Origin of the sequence: Arthrobacter sp. LAR12-1-1.1, from assembly GCF_040676555.1 — a bacterium.
GTDB lineage: Bacteria > Actinomycetota > Actinomycetes > Actinomycetales > Micrococcaceae > Arthrobacter.
Map to the genome: position 1 here is coordinate 33922 of NZ_JBEGIG010000012.1, position 15919 is coordinate 49840.

Here is a 15919-nt window from a genome sequence, read left to right on the forward strand (position 1 = left end):
ATGGATCTCTTTGACATCCTGCTGGAACCGCTGAGCTATGACTTCATGGTCCGCGCCATCATCACCACGGCGCTGGCTGCAATTGTGTGCGCCGTGCTGAGCTGCTGGCTGGTGCTGATCGGCTGGTCGCTGATGGGCGACGCCGTCTCCCACGCCGTGCTGCCGGGCGTGGTGCTCGCCTACATCGTCGGGGCGCCCTTCGCCCTGGGGGCGCTGGTATTCGCGCTCATCGCCGTGACCCTCATCGGGGTGGTCCGCAACACGAGCCGGGTGAAGGAGGACGCGGCGATCGGGATCGTCTTCACCTCACTGTTCGCCCTGGGCCTGGTGCTCATCTCCGTCACACCGAGCCAGACGGACCTGAACCACATCATCTTCGGCAACCTGCTCGGCGTCAGCATCCCGGACCTCATCCAGGTTCTTGTGCTGGGCGTGGTCGCCTTCACCATCCTGATCCTCAAGCGGCGCGACCTGACGCTCTACGCCTTCGATCCCACGCACGCCCACGCGATCGGGCTGTCTCCGAAACGCCTCGGAGCCCTCTTGCTGGGCCTGCTGGCGCTTACCTCCGTCGTGGCGCTGCAGACCGTGGGCGTGGTGCTGGTAGTGGCCATGCTGATCATCCCCGGCGCCACGGCCTACCTGCTGACGGACCGGTTCTCCCGCATGCTCGTGATCGCGCCGGTCATTTCCGCGGTGTGCTCCATCGCCGGCATCTACCTCAGCTACTACCTCGACACCGCCTCCGGCGCCATGGTGGTCCTGACGCAGGGGGCCGCCTTCGCCGCCGTCTACCTGTTCAGCCCCCGACAGGGCCTGATCGGGACGCGGCTGGCGAAGGCCCGGCGCAAGAACGCGGTAGCGCTCGCGGCCTGAGCCCGGCCGACGGCGGCAGGCGCCTCAGTGCCTCACGAGGAGTCGTCGGTGCCATACTGAGGACGCAAGCCGCCGCCGGCAGGCTGGGCAACTACTTGCGAGGACTCCTTGAGCGAACATCTCCGCCTTTCGGGCGTATCCCATGGCTATGGGGACCGCCAGCTCTTTGCCGACGTCGACATTGCCATCACAGCCGGTGAACATGTGGCGATCGTCGGCGAGAACGGCGCGGGCAAATCCACGCTGCTCCGGATCTTGGCCGGGCTCGAGGCCCCGGACGAGGGCACCGCTGTCAGCCACGGCCGCGTGGGCTATCTGGCCCAGACCCACGGCCTGCCGGATCAGTTCACCGTCAGCAACGCGATCGACGCCGCACTGGCATCCCTCCGCGCCCTGGAGGCCGAGCTGGACCGCCTGGAGGGCGGGCTTGCCGACGCGGAAACCGGCGAACTGGAGCGCTACGGAAACCTGCAGACGCAGTACCAGCTCAGGGAAGGCTACGCCGCGGAATCCCGGGTGGAGGCGGCGCTGGACCGGCTGGGCCTGGGCGGGCTGGACCGGATGCGGACACTGGGCTCGCTCTCCGGCGGGGAACAGGAACGCGTGGCACTGGCCTGCGTACTCGCCGATCCCGCGGACATCCTGCTCCTGGACGAACCCACCAACCACCTTGACGCCAGCGGCACGGCCTGGCTGGAGGCGCGGCTGGCGGCGCACCGCGGAACCGTGGTGGTGGTCTCCCACGACCGCGTGCTGTTGCGAAAAGTGGCCACAACCGTGATTGAGGTGGATGCCGAACGCCGGACGGTCAACCGGTATGGCAACGGCTACGAAGGCTACTTGCGGGAGAAGGCGGCCGAACGCCAGCGCTGGGCCCAGCAGTACCGCGGGTGGCTGGACGCGATGGCTGCCGAGCAGCTCCAGGCGGACACGGTCGCGGGGAAGATGGGCTACGCCCGCCAACGCGACGGCGACAAAATGGGATTCGACTTCAAGGCCGGCACGTGGCAAAAGGCGGCCACCAGCAAGGTCCGCAATGCCCAGGAGCGTCTGCGCCGGCTGGAGGCAAACCCCGTCGACCGTCCCCCGGTGCCCCTGAAGCTGGCGACGGATCTGCGGGCAGACGTTGCGGAGGGCCCCGCTCTCGAAGCGAAGGGGGTGACCGTGCCCGGCCGCCTGGAACCCACGGACTTCCGCGTCGAAGCGGGCCAGAAAATCCTCATCACAGGCCCCAACGGCGCAGGCAAGTCCACGCTGCTCTCCGTTCTCGCGGGCACGCTGGAACCGGCCAAGGGCACCGTGGTGAGGCACGGCCGGATCGGCTACCTGCAGCAGGAGCTGGAACTCCCGCAGCGCCCGGCGTTGCGTCTCTTGCCCGCTTTTGCCTCGGGCCTGGGCGGCAACATCGATGAGCACGCCGAGGCGCTGCTGCGCCTGGGACTGTTCCGGACCAGCGAATTCCACGTACCGGTGGGCAGCCTGTCCGCAGGGCAGCAACGCAGGCTGGCGCTGGCCCGGCTCCTGCTGGGCGGCTTCGGAACGATGCTGGTGGACGAGCCCACCAACCATCTGGCGCCCGTGCTGGTGGAACAGCTTGAAGCGGCCCTTTCCGACTTCGACGGGACATTGGTCATGGTCAGCCACGACCGCGCGCTGGGGGAGTGGTTCAACACGTGCGCCAAGCGAAGCGAAACCGGGCACGGGGCCGGCGCCGGAAACTGGCTCCGCTACGCCATGCGGGACGGCGCCCTGGCGTAGCGGAACGATGCGCCGGGATTTGCGGACTCGAAATAGAACATTGTTCGGCTATTCTGCAGATTTGGCGCCATTAATTAGGGATAGTACCCATCTGGTGTTGCCCGCGTCACGGCCAAGCCGGGAATTCTAGTACGATGGATGAGCCGCGCGAAGCTTTGACTTTGTGAGGTTCGGTACACGAGGCTGCCCCACCGGGCAGAACCCGAATGCTGTGTAACCGAATCCCGGTCCCGTCCCGGCCATAATTCGACCTACAAGGAACCGTTGTGCCATCACTTACCCCCACAGAACTCAAGAGCGCGCCAGCGGAATCCGCCGTCGACTCGACCCTCAGCGCCGAGGGCTATAAGAAGACCCTGAGCGGCCGCCACGTGACGATGATCTCGATGGGTGGCGCAATCGGCGTCGGCCTGTTCATGGGGGCCGGCGGACGCCTGGCCTCCACGGGCCCGGCGCTGATCTTCTCCTACGCCATTGCCGGCGTGATCGCCTACCTGCTCATGCGGGCACTGGGCGAGCTCATCATGTACCGCCAGACCTCGGGCTCCTTCGTCAGCTACGCCGGCGAAATGTTCGGCAAGAAGGGCGCCTTCCTCTCCGGCTGGATGTACTTCATCAACTGGGGCATGACCGGGATCGCGGAACTGATCGCGATCGGCCTGTACTTCCAGTTCTTCTTCCCCAATGTCCCGGTGGAAGCCTCCGCGATTGCCGCCCTGGCGCTGCTGGTGGCCGTCAACCTGCTCAGCGTCAAGGCGTTCGGCGAGTTTGAATTCTGGGCTTCCTGCCTCAAGGTTGGCGCCATCCTGATCTTCCTGGCCGTTGGCACCTTCATGGTGGTCACCAACGCCAAGGTGGGCGATGGCCACGCCTCAGTCGCCAACCTCTTTGCCGACGACGGCGGGATGTTCCCCAAGGGCGCCCTCGTGATGGTCCTCGTGCTCAACGCCGTGATCTTCGCCTACAACGGCATCGAACTCGTCGGCATCACCGCAGGCGAGATGGAAAATGCCAAGCGCGAAGTGCCCAAGGCGATCCGTGCCGTCGTACTGCGCATTGTGGTGTTCTACGTCGGTTCCGTGCTGCTGCTGGCCATGCTGCTGCCCTCCGACCAGTACAAGGCCGGCGTGTCCCCGTTCGTTACCGTGTTTGGCCAGATGGGCCTCGGCTGGGTGGGCGACGTGATGAACATGATCGTCATCACCGCCGCGCTGTCCTCCTGCAACTCGGGCCTGTACTCGATTGGCCGTGTCTTCCGCACCATGGCCAACAACGGGCATGCCCCGCAGTGGCTCACCAAGATGTCCAAGCGCCACGTGCCGTACGCCGCCATCCTCGCGATCGCCGCTTTCTACCTCGTGGGCATCCTGCTGAACATCTGGCTGGGCGGCTCGCACGCCTTCGACCTCGCGCTGAACACCGCGTCCATCGGCGTGATCTTCACGTGGGGCGCCATCTTCGCCAGCCAGATCGCGCTGCGCCACCAGAAGGGCCGCGTCTCCAGCCTCCCCATGCCGGGCTCGCCCTGGACCAGCTGGGCCGGACTGGTCGCGCTGCTGGCCATCACCGTGCTGATCGGCTTCGACACCATGACCAGCAAGACCGGCGAGGTCTTCCACCTGGGCCTGTGGACCCTGGCCACCGTTCCGTTCTTCGCCCTGGTGCTGTGGCTGGGCTGGCAGAAGGTCAAGAACAACGCGCCCAAGAGCGAGCTCTACAGCTAGGACCCACCGGTCCGGCGCGTAGCGCGACGGCGGCGGCAATCACCTCGACCAGGTGGTTGCCGCCGCCGTCGCGTTTAACGCCGCGGATCTTCAGTAGCTGGCAGGGGTGTCGGCAGGCCCCACCACCGGGTCCGCTGGGATGTAGTCGGCAGCGAGTGCCTCGGAGCCGCGGGCGAGGATGGACACATCGGCCCCGACCAGCACGAAGGCCGCGCCGGCTGCCATGTAGTGGCGCGCGGTGGCGGGGTTGAAAGCGTTCACGCCCGCGGGTTTGCCGGCCGCTTTGGCGGCGGCAAGGCAGTGTTCGACGGCGGCGCGCACCCGGGGGTGTTCCTGCTGGCCCAGCAGCCCCATGGAAGCGGCGAGGTCGGCGGGTCCCAGGAAGATGCCGTCCACGCCGTCCACCGCCAGGATGTTCTCGACGGCGGCGACGGCGGCTTCGGATTCGATCTGCACGGTGACGCTGACGGTGTCGGAGGCGCGGGCGAGGTAGTCGGGGGTCCGGTTCCAGCGCGCGGCCCGGGCCAGGGCAGAGCCCACGCCGCGGACGCCGTGCGGCGGGTAGCGGGTGGCGGCCACGGCGGCCTCCGCCTCGGCGGCGGAGTTCACCATGGGGATCAGCAGGTTCTGGACTCCCAGGTCCAGGTATTGCTTGATGAGCACCGTGTCGTTCACCGGCGGACGGACCATGGCCTGGACCGGGTAGCCGTGGACGGCCTGCAGCTGGGCCAGGATGGATTCGAGGCCGTTGGGGCTGTGCTCGGCGTCGATCAGGAGCCAGTCCAGTCCGGCACCCGCGCACAGTTCGGCCACCAGGGGGCTGCCGGAGCAGACCCACATCCCGGCCAGCGGGCGGCCGGCGCCGCCCGTTTGGTTGCGCAGGGCGTCACGGAAGGTGGGGTCTGGTTCTACTCGAAGCGGCATGTCACAACTCCCAGGGGTCCGTAGTCGGCGTGCACGGTGTCACCTTTGTACACCCAGAGGGGCCGGGTGAAGGAGCCGGCGAGGATGATGTCGCCGGCCTTCATGCCGTCCCCGTGGGCGGCGATCTTGTTGGCCAGCCAGTGCACGCCGTTAGCCGGGTGGTCCAGGACACCGGCGGCCACGCCGGTTTCCTCCACGGTCTGGTTCTTGTAGAGGATGGCGGAAACCCAGCGGAGGTCCACGGCGTCGGGCCGGACGGGGTTTCCGCCCACCACCATGGCGCCCATTGCGGCGTTGTCGGCGATGGTGTCCACGATGGTCCGGCCCTCCATTTCGATCCGGGAGTCCAGGATCTCCAGGGCCGGGACCACGTAGTCGGTGGCATTCAGGACGTCGAAGATTGTGCAGCCGGGACCGGCCAGGTCCTTCTTCAGCACGAACGCCAGTTCCACTTCGACCCGCGGGTGGGTGTACTGGTCCCACTGCACCGAGCAGCCGGTCTCCAGGACCATGTCATCGAAGATGGCGCCGTAGTCCGGTTCGGTGATGCCGGTGGCGGCCTGCATCGCCTTGGACGTGAGGCCGATCTTGCGGCCCACCAGGGCCCGTCCGGCGTCCTCGTTGCGGCGCCGCCACAGCTGCTGGACGGCGTAGGAGTCCTCCACCGACATGTCCGGGTAGCGGGCCGTCAGACGGGGGACCGGGGTCCGGCGCCGGCCGGCTTCCACCAGTTCGTCTGCGATCGCCTCGATGGTCGCGGGATCCAGCACGCTAAACCTGCGCTCCGAGCTTGAAGCCCGTCTTTTCTCCGGCGGGGCCGTCCTCTTCCTTGCGGGTGTAGGAGAAGCCGTCCGCGCCCACGGTCACGGCCATCTCGCTTTTTTCCTCACGGACAATGACGGGCTGTGGGTTGCCGTCGAGGTCCAGGACCAGGGAAGCCTCGGTGTACCAGGAGGGGACCACGGGATTGCCCCACCAGTCGCGGCGCTGGTTGTCGTGGACGTCCCAGGTGATGATGGGGTTGTCCGGGTCGCCGGTGTAGTAGTCCTGCGTGTAGATCTCGATGCGGTGGCCGTCCGGGTCCAGGATGTAGAGGTAGAACGCATTGGAGACACCGTGCCGGCCGGGGCCGCGTTCGATCCGGTCGGAGATGCGCAGGGCACCCATCTTGTCGCAGATCTGGATGATGTTGTGCTTCTCGTGCGTGGCGAAGGCAATGTGGTGCAGCCGCGGGCCGTTGCCGCCGGTCAGTGCGGTGTCGTGCACGGTCTGCTTGCGGTGCATCCAGGCGGCGTAGGTGACACCGTCGGAGTCCTTGATGTCCTCGGACACGCGGAAGCCCAGGTCCTCGAGGTATTTGCGGCCGCGCGGGACGTCCGGGGTGACCTGGTTGAAGTGGTCCAGCCGGACCAGCTCGCCGGCCGAGTAGAGGTCGTAGCGCTGGGTGAGGCGCTCGACGTGTTCGGTCTCGTAAAAAAATTCGTAGGGGAAACCGAGCGGATCCTCGACGCGGACGGCGTCGCCGATGCCCTTGGTGAAGCCTTCCTTGCGGCGCTCGGTGCGGCAGCCGAGTTCCTTGTAGTAGGCCTCGGCGGCATCCACCTCGGCGGGGGACTTCACCCGGTAGGCGAAGGCGGCCGCAGCTGCCACGGGGCCCTTGCGCAGCACCAGGTTGTGGTGGATGAACTCTTCCAGGGACCGCAGGTAGATGGTGTTCTCGTCTTCCTCGGTGACGTGCAGGCCCAGCAGGTCCACGTAGAACTCGCGGGACTTGGCGAGGTCCGTGACCACGAGTTCCAGGTAAGCGCAGCGGACGATGTCCGGGGCCGGGACGGTGGGGGTGGGGACGAAGTTGGTCATGGTGTTCTCTCTTCTTTGAAAGGGGGTGGTGTGCGCTGTTAGGCGCCGAATTTGGGGGTGTGGACGGTGCCGAGGGTGATGTGGACGGCCTGCTGGTCGGTGTAGAAGTCGATGGACCGGTAGCCGCCCTCGTGGCCCAGGCCCGAGGCCTTGACGCCGCCGAACGGGGTGCGGAGGTCGCGGACGTTGTGGCTGTTGAGCCAGACCATGCCGGCCTCGACGTTCTGCGAGAAGTTGTGCGCCCGGGTCAGGTTCTGGGTCCAGATGTAGGCCGCCAGCCCGTACCTGGTGTTGTTCGCCAGGGCGAGGGCTTCCTCGTCGGTATCGAAGGGTGTAATGGCAACGACGGGGCCGAAGATCTCCTCCTGGAAGATCCGCGCGTCCGGGGCGACGTCGGCAAACACGGTCGGGGCGATGTAGTTGCCCTCCGGAAGGTGGTCCGGGCGGCCGCCGCCGGCCAGCAGCCGGCCCTCGGACTTGCCGATCTCCACGTAGGAGGCCACCTTGGCGTAGTGCTCCGGGTGGACCAGGGCACCGACCTCGGTCTTGGGGTCGTGCGGGTCGCCCACCACGATGTTCTTGGCCCGGGCGGCGTACTTGTCGCAGAATTCCTCGTACACCGCGCGTTCCACCAGGATCCGGGAGCCGGCGGTGCAGCGCTCGCCGTTGAGGGAGAAGACGCCGAACAGCGCGGAGTCGATCGCGGCGTCGAGGTCGGCGTCGGCGAACACGACGCACGGGGACTTGCCGCCGAGCTCCATGGACAGGCCCTTGAGGTTGGCCGCGGCGTTGCGGAAGATCGTCTGGCCCGTGGTGGTTTCACCGGTGAAGGAGATCAGCGGGACATCGGGGTGCTTCACCAGGGCGTCGCCGGCTTCCTCGCCGAGGCCGTTGACGAGGTTGAACACGCCGTCGGGAAGGCCGGCGTCCTTGAAGATCGTCGCCCACAGCGAGGCGGACAGGGGAGTGAATTCGGCCGGCTTGAGGACCACGGTGTTGCCGGTGGCCAGGGCGGGGGCGAGCTTCCAGGACTCGAGCATGAACGGAGTGTTCCACGGGGTGATGAGGCCGGCGACGCCGATCGGCTTGCGGTTGACGTAGTTGATCTGGGCGCCGGGGACCTTCATGGCGTCGTCGAACTGGGCCACGATCAGGTCCGCGAAGAAGCGGAAGTTCTCGGCCGCGCGCAGCGCCTGGCCCTTGGCCTGGGTGATGGGCAGGCCGGTGTCGAAGGTTTCGAGCTCGGCGAGGCGTGCCTCCTGGGCTTCGACGGCGTCGGCGATCCTGTTCAGGATCCGGGCCCGTTCGCGGGGCTTCATCTTCGGCCACGGTCCGTTGACGAACGCGTCGCGGGCGGCGGCGACGGCGAGGTCGATGTCTTCCTTCTGGCCGGCGGCGGCGGTGGCGTAGTTCTGGTTGGAGACCGGGTCCAGGACGTCGAAGGTCGCCCCGCCCACCGAATCAACGAATTCGCCGTTGATGTAGTGCTGGATGTGGGTGGGAAGGTCCTGCGGAACGTAGTGGGTCTGGGTGGATTCGGCAGTGAACGTCATTGTTTTTCCTTACTGCTGTGTGGTCTGCGGGGTCGGGAGCTCGATTGCCGCCGCCTGGGCGAGGTACGCGTCCAGGGTGGCGCTGCGGTGCCGGCGGGCGGCCTTTTCGATGTCATCCGGGCTGGCGCCGGACTCGATGAGCTGGAGCAGGGCCTCGTGCTCGTCCACGGAGTCGTGGGCGCGGCCGGGGACGAAGCGGAACGTGGATGAGCGCAGGGATGCGAGCCGGTTCCAGCCCCGGTGGACGAGGTCCAGGATGTGCGGGTTGGGGCAGTGCTCGAACAGGACGCTGTGGAAGTCCTGGTTCAGCCGGGTGAACCGGACGGGGTCGAAGTGCTGCAGGCATTCGCGCATCTCGGCGTTGACGGCCCGGGCGCGGGCCACGTCCGCCTCCCCGATCAGCGGGGCCGAGAGTGCTGTGGCGGCGCCCTCGACGATGCTGAGGGTCTGCATTGTGTAGAGGTACTCGGTGGGGTCGATGCCGGCCACCGTGGCGCCGACGTTCCGCTCGAACTTGACCAGGCCCTCGGCCTCAAGCCGGCGGATGGCTTCGCGGACCGGGACCACGCTGACGCCCAGGTCCTCGGCGATCTTTGCCAGCACCAGCCGGTAGCCGGGGGAGTAGGTCCCGTCCACGATCCGGGATTTGACGGCCGCGTAGGCCTGCTCGGATTTGCTTGCTGTCGTGGTGGCCGTGGCGGCTGTGTCAGTCATGGGCTTTGCCGGCTTCCCATTCCTGGTAGCGGGTCCGCCATGCGGCGTTGAGCGGGTAGAGCCCGTCCACGCTGTGGCCCTGCTGCACCATTTCGGCGATGAAGGTCTCCTCGCGTTCCTGGGCGATGGAGTCGTCCGCGAGCTCTTCGGCGAGGGCCGGCGGGATCACCAGGATGCCGTCCGCGTCGGCCACGATGATGTCCCCGGGCTGCACGGTGGTGCCGCCGCAGGCGATGGTGATGTCCGTGTCCCACGGGATGTGCCGGCGGCCCAGGACTGCGGGGTGCGGGTTGGCATAGTAGGTGGGCATGTCCATGGCGGCCACGGCGGAGAAGTCGCGGACGCCGCCGTCGGTGATGATGGCCGCGGCGCCGCGGACCTGGGCGCGCAGGGCCAGGATGTCGCCGATGGTGCCGGTGCCCTTTTCGCCACGGGCTTCCATCACCAGGATCTCGCCCTCGTTGACGGAATCGATGGCCTTCTTCTGGGCGTTGAAGCCGCCGCCGTGGGTCTTGAAGAGGTCCTCTCGGTTGGGGACGTAGCGCAGGGTCCGGGCCAGGCCCACGATCCGCTGCTCCGGCCGGGTGGAGGTGAGTCCGTCGATGCTGACGTTGTCCAGGCCGCGCTTGCGCAGCTGGGAGGACAGGGTGGCGGTGCAGACGCTTTCCAGCTTGGCCTTCAGCTCAGCGGACAGGACAGGCCCGACGGCGGCGAGGCCGGCGGCTTCACGCGAGCCGTAGGCTTCCTCCCGCTGCAGATCGTCGGTCTTGGGCCGGGCGCCAAAGTCTGCGAACGGCGTTGTGCCGTCCGCCACTCGGGTGACCAGCCGGCCGGTGGTCAATTCAGCGCCGGCGGTGCCTCCCGTCGTCGCGCTGACTTCCACCTCGACGACGTCGCCCGGCTTGGCCACCGAAGCCCCGGCGGGGGTACCGGTGAGGATGATGTCGCCCTCTTCGAGGGTGAGCAGCTGGGACAGATCGGCCACGAGCCGGGCAAACGGGAAGAGCAGGTCCCCGGTGGTGTCGTCCTGGACCAGTTCGCCGTTGTGCCAGGTGCGGATCCGCAGCTCGGCGGGATCGACGGCGTCGGCCGCGATCAGGCCCGGTCCCACCGGTGTGAAGCCGTCGCCGCCTTTGGAGCGGAGGTTGGAGCCCTTGTCCGCGTAGCGGAGGTCGTAGACGCCGAGGTCGTTGCTGGCGGTGACCCACTCGACATGGCTCCACGCGTCCTCGATGCCCACGCGACGGGCGGGCTTGCCGATGATCAGGGCGATCTCGCCCTCGTAGCCGAGGAGCTCGCAGCCGGCCGGGCGCTCCACGCTTGTTGGGGCTGCTGCCGAACCGATTGCCAGGGACGACGACGGCTTCAGGAAGTAGGAAGGCTGCTCGGGTGTGCGGCCGCGCTGGGCTGCCCGGCTGGGGTAGTTGATGTGCACCGCGATGACCTTGCGGGCCGCGGCCAGGATGTGGTCGGTGACCTGTTCCAAGAGTTACTCCTCATCGAGTACGAAATCGTATACGAAAACTATGGTCCGGGATCCGTGGAACGTCAAGGCCCTTTTCGGCAATTTCCAAAGTGCTTGTAACCCGCGTCATATCTGCCGTACAGTTTTGGATTGGGAATCAAAATTCTATTATCGAACGTCAAGTTCTAATATCGAACACCACGACGGCGACAGACCGCCACACAACGAAGTGAGGAAAGCCCGTGCATTTCCACCACCACGGTTACGTATCCGGTGACCCGCGAGTCCAGCCGGCCGCCGGCGTCGGCATCGACCGTCCCACGCAGCTTCCGGACGAGGTCGACGTGCTCATTGTGGGCACCGGGCCTGCGGGCATGCTCACCGCCGCGCAACTCTCCCAGTTCCCGGGCGTCACGACCCGGATCGTGGAGCGCCGCGCCGGCAGGCTCGCCATTGGCCAGGCCGACGGCATCCAGGCCCGGAGTGTCGAGACCTTCCAGGCCTTCGGTTTCGCCGAGCGGATCATCGCCGAGGCCTACCGCATCACCGAAATGGCCTTCTGGAAGCCGGACCCCGCGGACCCGTCCCGCATTCACCGCAGCGCCCGCGCCGTGGACGACCCTGCCGGCATCAGTGAGTTCCCGCACCTGATCGTCAACCAGGCCCGCGTGCTGGACTACTTCGGCGAGTTCATGGCGAACTCGCCCACCCGCATGTCGCCGGACTACGGCCTGGAGTTCCGCGGCCTCGAGGTCACCGGTGAAGGCGAATACCCCGTCACCGTGACCCTCCTGCACACGGCCGGCCCCTACGAGGGCCAGGAACGCACTGTCCGCGCCAAGTACGTCGTCGGTGCGGACGGCGCGCGGAGCAAGGTGCGGGAATCGATCGGCTGCACGCTCGCCGGCGACCAGGCCAACCATGCCTGGGGTGTCATGGACGTCCTCGCGAACACGAACTTCCCCGACATCCGGCTGAAGTGTGCCATCCAGTCCGGCCGGGGCGGCAGCATCCTGCATATCCCCCGTGAAGGCGGCCACCTCTTCCGCATGTACGTCGACCTCGGCGAGGTGGACCCCAACGACAAAGGCGCGGTCCGCAACACCACCATCGAGCAGATCATCGCCAAGGCGAACGAAATCCTCCACCCGTACACGCTCGACGTGCGCAACGTCGCCTGGCACAGCGTATACGAGGTGGGACACCGCCTCACCGACCGGTTCGACGACGTCCTGCCGGAGCAGCGGGGCACCCGCACGCCGCGAGTGTTCATCACCGGCGACGCGTGCCACACGCACAGCGCCAAGGCCGGCCAGGGCATGAACGTCTCCATGCAGGACGGTTTTAACCTGGGCTGGAAGCTCGGACACGTGCTCGAAGGCCGCAGCCCGGAGACCCTGCTGTCCACGTACTCGGCCGAGCGCCAGGTCATCGCGAAGAACCTCATCGACTTCGACAAGGAGTGGTCGACGCTGATGGCGAAGAAGCCCGAGGAGTTCGAAAGCCCCTCCGAGCTCGAGGACTTTTATGTCAGCACCGCCGAATTCCCGGCAGGCTTCATGACCCAGTACGCACCCTCCATGCTCATCGGCGGGCCGGCGCACCAGGACCTGGCCGCCGGGTTCACCATCGGCAAGCGTTTCAAGTCCGCGCCCGTCGTGCGGGTCTGCGACACAAACCCGGTGCACCTCGGCCACCAGGCGAAGGCGGACGGTCGGTGGCGCATCTACGTCTTCGCGGACGCGGCAGCGCCGCAAACGGGCCAGCAGGGCGCGGGCGAGCAGGGCGCGGCGTCGCCCGTCGCCGAGTTCGCCGACTGGATCGCGAACTCGCCGGACTCGCCCCTCGCCGCCACCCCCGAGGGGGCCGACCGTGATGCTTGGTTCGACGTGAACGTGATCTACCAGCAGGACCACACGAACCTCGACATCGGCGCCGTGCCGGCGGCGTTCAAGCCGCAGGTGGGCCCGTTCCAGCTCACCTACCTCGAGAAGGTCTACGCCACGGATCCGACGGCGGACATCTTCGAGCTGCGCGGCATCGACCGCGGCGGCGCGGTGGTGGTGGTGCGGCCTGACCAGTATGTGGCGAACGTCCTGCCGTTGACAGCGACGGCGGAGCTCGCCGCGTTCTTCGCGCCCCTCCTGCGGGCAGGCAACCGCGCCCGTGAATTCCAGAACCACGCGGGCTAAGCGCCGGCCCACGGGCACCCTTCCGATGGCGCAGTGACGCTCCCGCCCAGTTGCTGCTGACCGCACCTCTGCGTACCCGCGAAATCCCGGTGGTGCGTAGAGGTGATGCGGAGTCCAGCACCGAGCAACTGGGATGGAGCGTCGTCACGCGGAAGCAGGGACGAACGCGGACATCCCGCCACACACCGGCCCGGTTCCGCTACGGAAAACGTTCCGTAACACGACAATGGCCCGGCGCTACGGGTATACCAGCAGCGCCGGGCCGTTTGCTCGTCGCCGGCCCGGATCCGTAGCGAATTGCTGGGGCGCTCAGCCCGGGACTGGGTCCCGCGACGTGGCGGCAATCCTGGGGCTCAATTGTCCCTGAGTCGGCGTGTTCGCACGGCTCAGGGCCTCAGGTGCTGGGCGAAGTGGTCCTCGATCCGCTGCCAGGCTTCGGGGGCCGATTCCGGGTCGGGGCCGATGCCCATGACCCGGAACAGTGGTCGCAGCGGCCTCGGCCCGGTCTCCACATCGTTGAGGAAGGCGTGCCCGGCGTGCGGGAATTCCTTGACGTCGTGGGCCACACCCAGGCGGTCGAGCACGGACTCGAGTTTCGCGGCCCCACCACGCAGGGTGCGGTCCTTGCCGCCGAAGTTGGCCACGATCGGGCAGGCCCCGGCGAGGGCCTCTTCCGGGTTCTTGGGGAGCCTGCCGTAGTTGACGGCTGCGGCGTCGAAGCCGTCGTTGGCCAGGAGCAGGGCAAAGCCGCCGCCCATGCAGAACCCGATCACGCCGATCTTGCCCGTGGTCCGGCCGGATTCCCGGAGCCAGTCCCGGGCGGTGGCCAGATCGGTGAAGGCCCGGCCCTCGCCCGCAGCCAACGCACGCATGGTGGCCACGAGACAGCGGCGGGCGCCGCCGTCGCTGAAGAGGTCAACGGCCAGCGTCAGGTAACCGGCGGCCGCCATGCGGTTGGCGTGGCGGACGGTAATGTCGTCCAGGCCCAACGCTTCGTGGACCATCAGGACCGCAGGAAAAGGCCCGTCGCCCTCCGGCGTCGCCAGGTAGCCGCGCAGCACCGGCGAACCGCCGGCGGCAGCGCTGGCCCGGCTCAAGTCGACGTTGCTGAGATTCCGGCTGACGCTCTGGCCGTGGTCTGCTTGGGTGCGTGCCATGGTGTCCCCTTTGTCGGCTGTGTGGGGCCATTCTCGCAAACGGGCACAAAAAAGCAGCGCCGGACATCCCCCAAAGGAAAATCCGGCGCCGCAAACTTTTTAAGGACTAGTCCTTCTTGAAGGTGTCCTTGACGTTTTCGCCGACCTTCTTCGCATCGGCTACAACCTGGTCCCGCTGGCCCTCGGCTCGAAGCTGGTCGTTGTCAGTGGCATTGCCAGCAGCTTCCTTGGCCTTGCCGCCGAGGTGCTCTGCTTCGTTCTGAATCTTGTCTCCGACGCCCATGGTGTTGGCCACCTTTCGTTTCCGGTTGAAATTCACTGTCCAATCACCATAACACAAAGCATGCTTACTAATTCAAGGGTCTCCCGGGATGATCCTCCGGTGCGTCGACGCCGGCCGCGGCCTGGGCGGTTGGCGCAAGGGTGAAATTCCCCCGGCCCGCGGGCTAGGCTCGAGGTCATGGACCACAAGACCACTCTCACGCAGCACATCAATGCTCCGGCGGACTCGGTGTGGGCGGTGGTGTCGGACATTCCGGGATCTGCCGCGACCCTGTCCGGCGTCGATTCGATCCAGATGCTCACTGACGGACCTTATGCCGTGGGCACACGCTGGAAGGAAACCCGCACCATGATGGGGCGCTCGGAAACGGTGGAGATGTGGGTTTCCCAGTCCGAGGCGCCGTCGACCGGCCGGGGCGGCAGCACCACGGTGAAAGCCCTCCAGGGCGGCGCCGACTACACCTCCAGGTTCGCACTGGCGGAGCGCGACGGCGGAACGGACCTCACGCTGACCTTCGGCGCCGAAGTCATCAAACCAACCCGGTTCAGCAAGATTATGCTCACCGTGTTCGGCCCGCTCGGGATGCGCATCACCCGCAAGGCGCTGGCCAAAGACCTGGCGGACATCGCCGCCAAAGCCGAGTCCCTGTGATGGTGCGGCGCGCTGCGGCGGACAAGGCTCCCAAGGTCACCGCACCCCGCCTCGAGCCGGTCCGGCCGGGGGAGCTGCGGGACGATCCTGCCCCGGAATTCCGGCGCGGTGTTCGGTACGACGGCGTCCGGTACAGCCGCGCGTCGGCAGACGGCCTGGACCTTGGCGCCACGGACTTCGCCGAGTGCGAATTCGCCGGGGTCTCCTTCAACGAGACGCAGCTGCGCGGTGCCACTTTCCGTGACTGCATCCTGACCGAGGTCTACGCCTCGGTGCTGACCGCAGCCCGGACCAGTCTGCGGGATGTGGAGATCAGCAACCCCCGCTGGGGATCGGCTGAACTCTATGAATGTGGCTGGCAATCGGTGCGGATCGACGGCGGCAAACTCGACTATGTGAACCTGCGCGGGTCCAAGCTCACGGACGTGCAGATCAGTGACTGCATCATCAACGAGCTGGATCTGGGCTCCTGCACCGCCACGCGGGTCGCCTTGAAGAACTGCACGATCGGCACCCTTGATTTCTCCGGGGCCCGGCTCAAGGACTTCGACCTCAGGGGCACCGATTTCCGCACGATCAGCGGCCTGGGTAGCCTGGCCGGCCTCGTGGTCGACGACGACCAGCTCACCCTGCTCGCCCCATTGCTCGCGGCCCATCTGGGCGTCGTCGTCGCGTAATCCGCCGGCATCCGGTTGACCCCCTTGGCCCACCGTGTAATCTTTATAGAACGAACGGTCGGTAAATTACTCTGCTGCCGGCCCC

At 67.1% G+C, this 15919-nt stretch carries 14 protein-coding genes; 6 read left to right on the plus strand and 8 right to left on the minus strand.

Annotated features, from left to right (window positions below):
• The 3 genes from MRBLAR12_RS08215 (at position 1) to MRBLAR12_RS08225 (ending at position 4358) form a co-directional block, all read left to right on the plus strand.
• Complete coding sequence (locus MRBLAR12_RS08215; RefSeq protein WP_364745042.1) at positions 1-876, plus strand: metal ABC transporter permease; 876 nt, start codon at positions 1-3, stop codon at positions 874-876.
• 108 nt (positions 877-984) lie between these two features.
• Positions 985-2634 (plus strand): ABC-F family ATP-binding cassette domain-containing protein, encoded by a 1650-nt coding sequence (locus MRBLAR12_RS08220; RefSeq protein ID WP_229994770.1) that lies wholly within the window; start codon positions 985-987, stop codon positions 2632-2634.
• A 266-nt stretch (positions 2635-2900) separates the two neighbouring features.
• A complete protein-coding gene (locus MRBLAR12_RS08225) occupies positions 2901-4358 on the plus strand; it encodes an amino acid permease (RefSeq protein ID WP_229994771.1) in 1458 nt (485 codons plus the stop codon).
• A 90-nt stretch (positions 4359-4448) separates the two neighbouring features.
• Here the strand turns inward: MRBLAR12_RS08225 and MRBLAR12_RS08230 are convergent, their stop codons facing one another.
• The 6 genes from MRBLAR12_RS08230 to MRBLAR12_RS08255 are packed head-to-tail and all read right to left on the minus strand — an operon-like array spanning position 4449 to position 10895.
• On the minus strand, positions 4449-5282 hold the full coding sequence (locus tag MRBLAR12_RS08230; protein WP_364745047.1) for an HpcH/HpaI aldolase family protein: 834 nt from the start codon (positions 5280-5282) through the stop codon (positions 4449-4451).
• The gene (gene hpaH, locus MRBLAR12_RS08235) at positions 5267-6052 is read right to left on the minus strand and encodes a 2-oxo-hept-4-ene-1,7-dioate hydratase (protein ID WP_364745050.1); all 786 of its coding nucleotides are present in this window, start codon (positions 6050-6052) and stop codon (positions 5267-5269) included. The genes MRBLAR12_RS08230 and hpaH overlap by 16 nt, the downstream gene beginning before the upstream one ends.
• A 1-nt stretch (position 6053) precedes the next feature.
• Entirely contained in the window at positions 6054-7142 is a 1089-nt protein-coding gene (gene hpaD / locus MRBLAR12_RS08240) for a 3,4-dihydroxyphenylacetate 2,3-dioxygenase (RefSeq protein WP_229994774.1), read from the minus strand.
• A 38-nt stretch (positions 7143-7180) separates the two neighbouring features.
• On the minus strand, positions 7181-8695 hold the full coding sequence (gene hpaE, locus MRBLAR12_RS08245; RefSeq protein WP_364745053.1) for a 5-carboxymethyl-2-hydroxymuconate semialdehyde dehydrogenase: 1515 nt from the start codon (positions 8693-8695) through the stop codon (positions 7181-7183).
• Between the two features lie 9 nt (positions 8696-8704).
• Positions 8705-9409 (minus strand): GntR family transcriptional regulator, encoded by a 705-nt coding sequence (locus MRBLAR12_RS08250; protein ID WP_364745056.1) that lies wholly within the window; start codon positions 9407-9409, stop codon positions 8705-8707.
• Positions 9402-10895, minus strand: coding sequence for a fumarylacetoacetate hydrolase family protein (locus MRBLAR12_RS08255; RefSeq protein ID WP_364745059.1), 1494 nt, complete (start codon positions 10893-10895; stop codon positions 9402-9404). Before MRBLAR12_RS08255 ends, MRBLAR12_RS08250 begins: the two co-directional genes overlap by 8 nt.
• Positions 10896-11116: 221 nt before the next feature.
• On the opposite strand from MRBLAR12_RS08255, the gene MRBLAR12_RS08260 reads away from it, so the two are divergent.
• Positions 11117-13066, plus strand: coding sequence for an FAD-binding monooxygenase (locus MRBLAR12_RS08260; protein ID WP_364745062.1), 1950 nt, complete (start codon positions 11117-11119; stop codon positions 13064-13066).
• A 386-nt stretch (positions 13067-13452) separates the two neighbouring features.
• Here MRBLAR12_RS08260 and MRBLAR12_RS08265 read toward each other — a convergent pair whose 3' ends face one another.
• Together MRBLAR12_RS08265 and MRBLAR12_RS08270 are read right to left on the minus strand one after the other, a co-directional pair.
• Entirely contained in the window at positions 13453-14223 is a 771-nt protein-coding gene (locus tag MRBLAR12_RS08265; RefSeq protein WP_229994779.1) for a dienelactone hydrolase family protein, read from the minus strand.
• Positions 14224-14329: 106 nt separating this feature from the next.
• Complete coding sequence (locus tag MRBLAR12_RS08270; protein WP_229994789.1) at positions 14330-14506, minus strand: CsbD family protein; 177 nt, start codon at positions 14504-14506, stop codon at positions 14330-14332.
• Positions 14507-14683: 177 nt separating this feature from the next.
• On the opposite strand from MRBLAR12_RS08270, the gene MRBLAR12_RS08275 reads away from it, so the two are divergent.
• On the plus strand, positions 14684-15157 hold the full coding sequence (locus MRBLAR12_RS08275) for an SRPBCC family protein (RefSeq protein ID WP_364745065.1): 474 nt from the start codon (positions 14684-14686) through the stop codon (positions 15155-15157).
• Entirely contained in the window at positions 15157-15834 is a 678-nt protein-coding gene (locus MRBLAR12_RS08280) for a pentapeptide repeat-containing protein (RefSeq protein ID WP_364745068.1), read from the plus strand. Before MRBLAR12_RS08275 ends, MRBLAR12_RS08280 begins: the two co-directional genes overlap by 1 nt.
• Positions 15835-15919 lie beyond the last annotated feature (85 nt).

Excerpts from the sequence above, each read along its gene's own strand:
- MRBLAR12_RS08215 (WP_364745042.1), top strand. The coding sequence starts at position 1 with ATGGATCTCTTTGACATCCTGCTGGAACCGCTGAGCTATGACTTCATG.
- MRBLAR12_RS08230 (WP_364745047.1), bottom strand. The coding sequence starts at position 5,282 with ATGCCGCTTCGAGTAGAACCAGACCCCACCTTCCGTGACGCCCTGCGC.
- hpaD (WP_229994774.1), bottom strand. The coding sequence starts at position 7,142 with ATGACCAACTTCGTCCCCACCCCCACCGTCCCGGCCCCGGACATCGTC.
- hpaE (WP_364745053.1), bottom strand. The coding sequence starts at position 8,695 with ATGACGTTCACTGCCGAATCCACCCAGACCCACTACGTTCCGCAGGAC.
- MRBLAR12_RS08250 (WP_364745056.1), bottom strand. The coding sequence starts at position 9,409 with ATGACTGACACAGCCGCCACGGCCACCACGACAGCAAGCAAATCCGAG.
- MRBLAR12_RS08265 (WP_229994779.1), bottom strand. The coding sequence starts at position 14,223 with ATGGCACGCACCCAAGCAGACCACGGCCAGAGCGTCAGCCGGAATCTC.
- MRBLAR12_RS08270 (WP_229994789.1), bottom strand. The coding sequence starts at position 14,506 with ATGGGCGTCGGAGACAAGATTCAGAACGAAGCAGAGCACCTCGGCGGC.
- MRBLAR12_RS08275 (WP_364745065.1), top strand. The coding sequence starts at position 14,684 with ATGGACCACAAGACCACTCTCACGCAGCACATCAATGCTCCGGCGGAC.
- MRBLAR12_RS08280 (WP_364745068.1), top strand. The coding sequence starts at position 15,157 with ATGGTGCGGCGCGCTGCGGCGGACAAGGCTCCCAAGGTCACCGCACCC.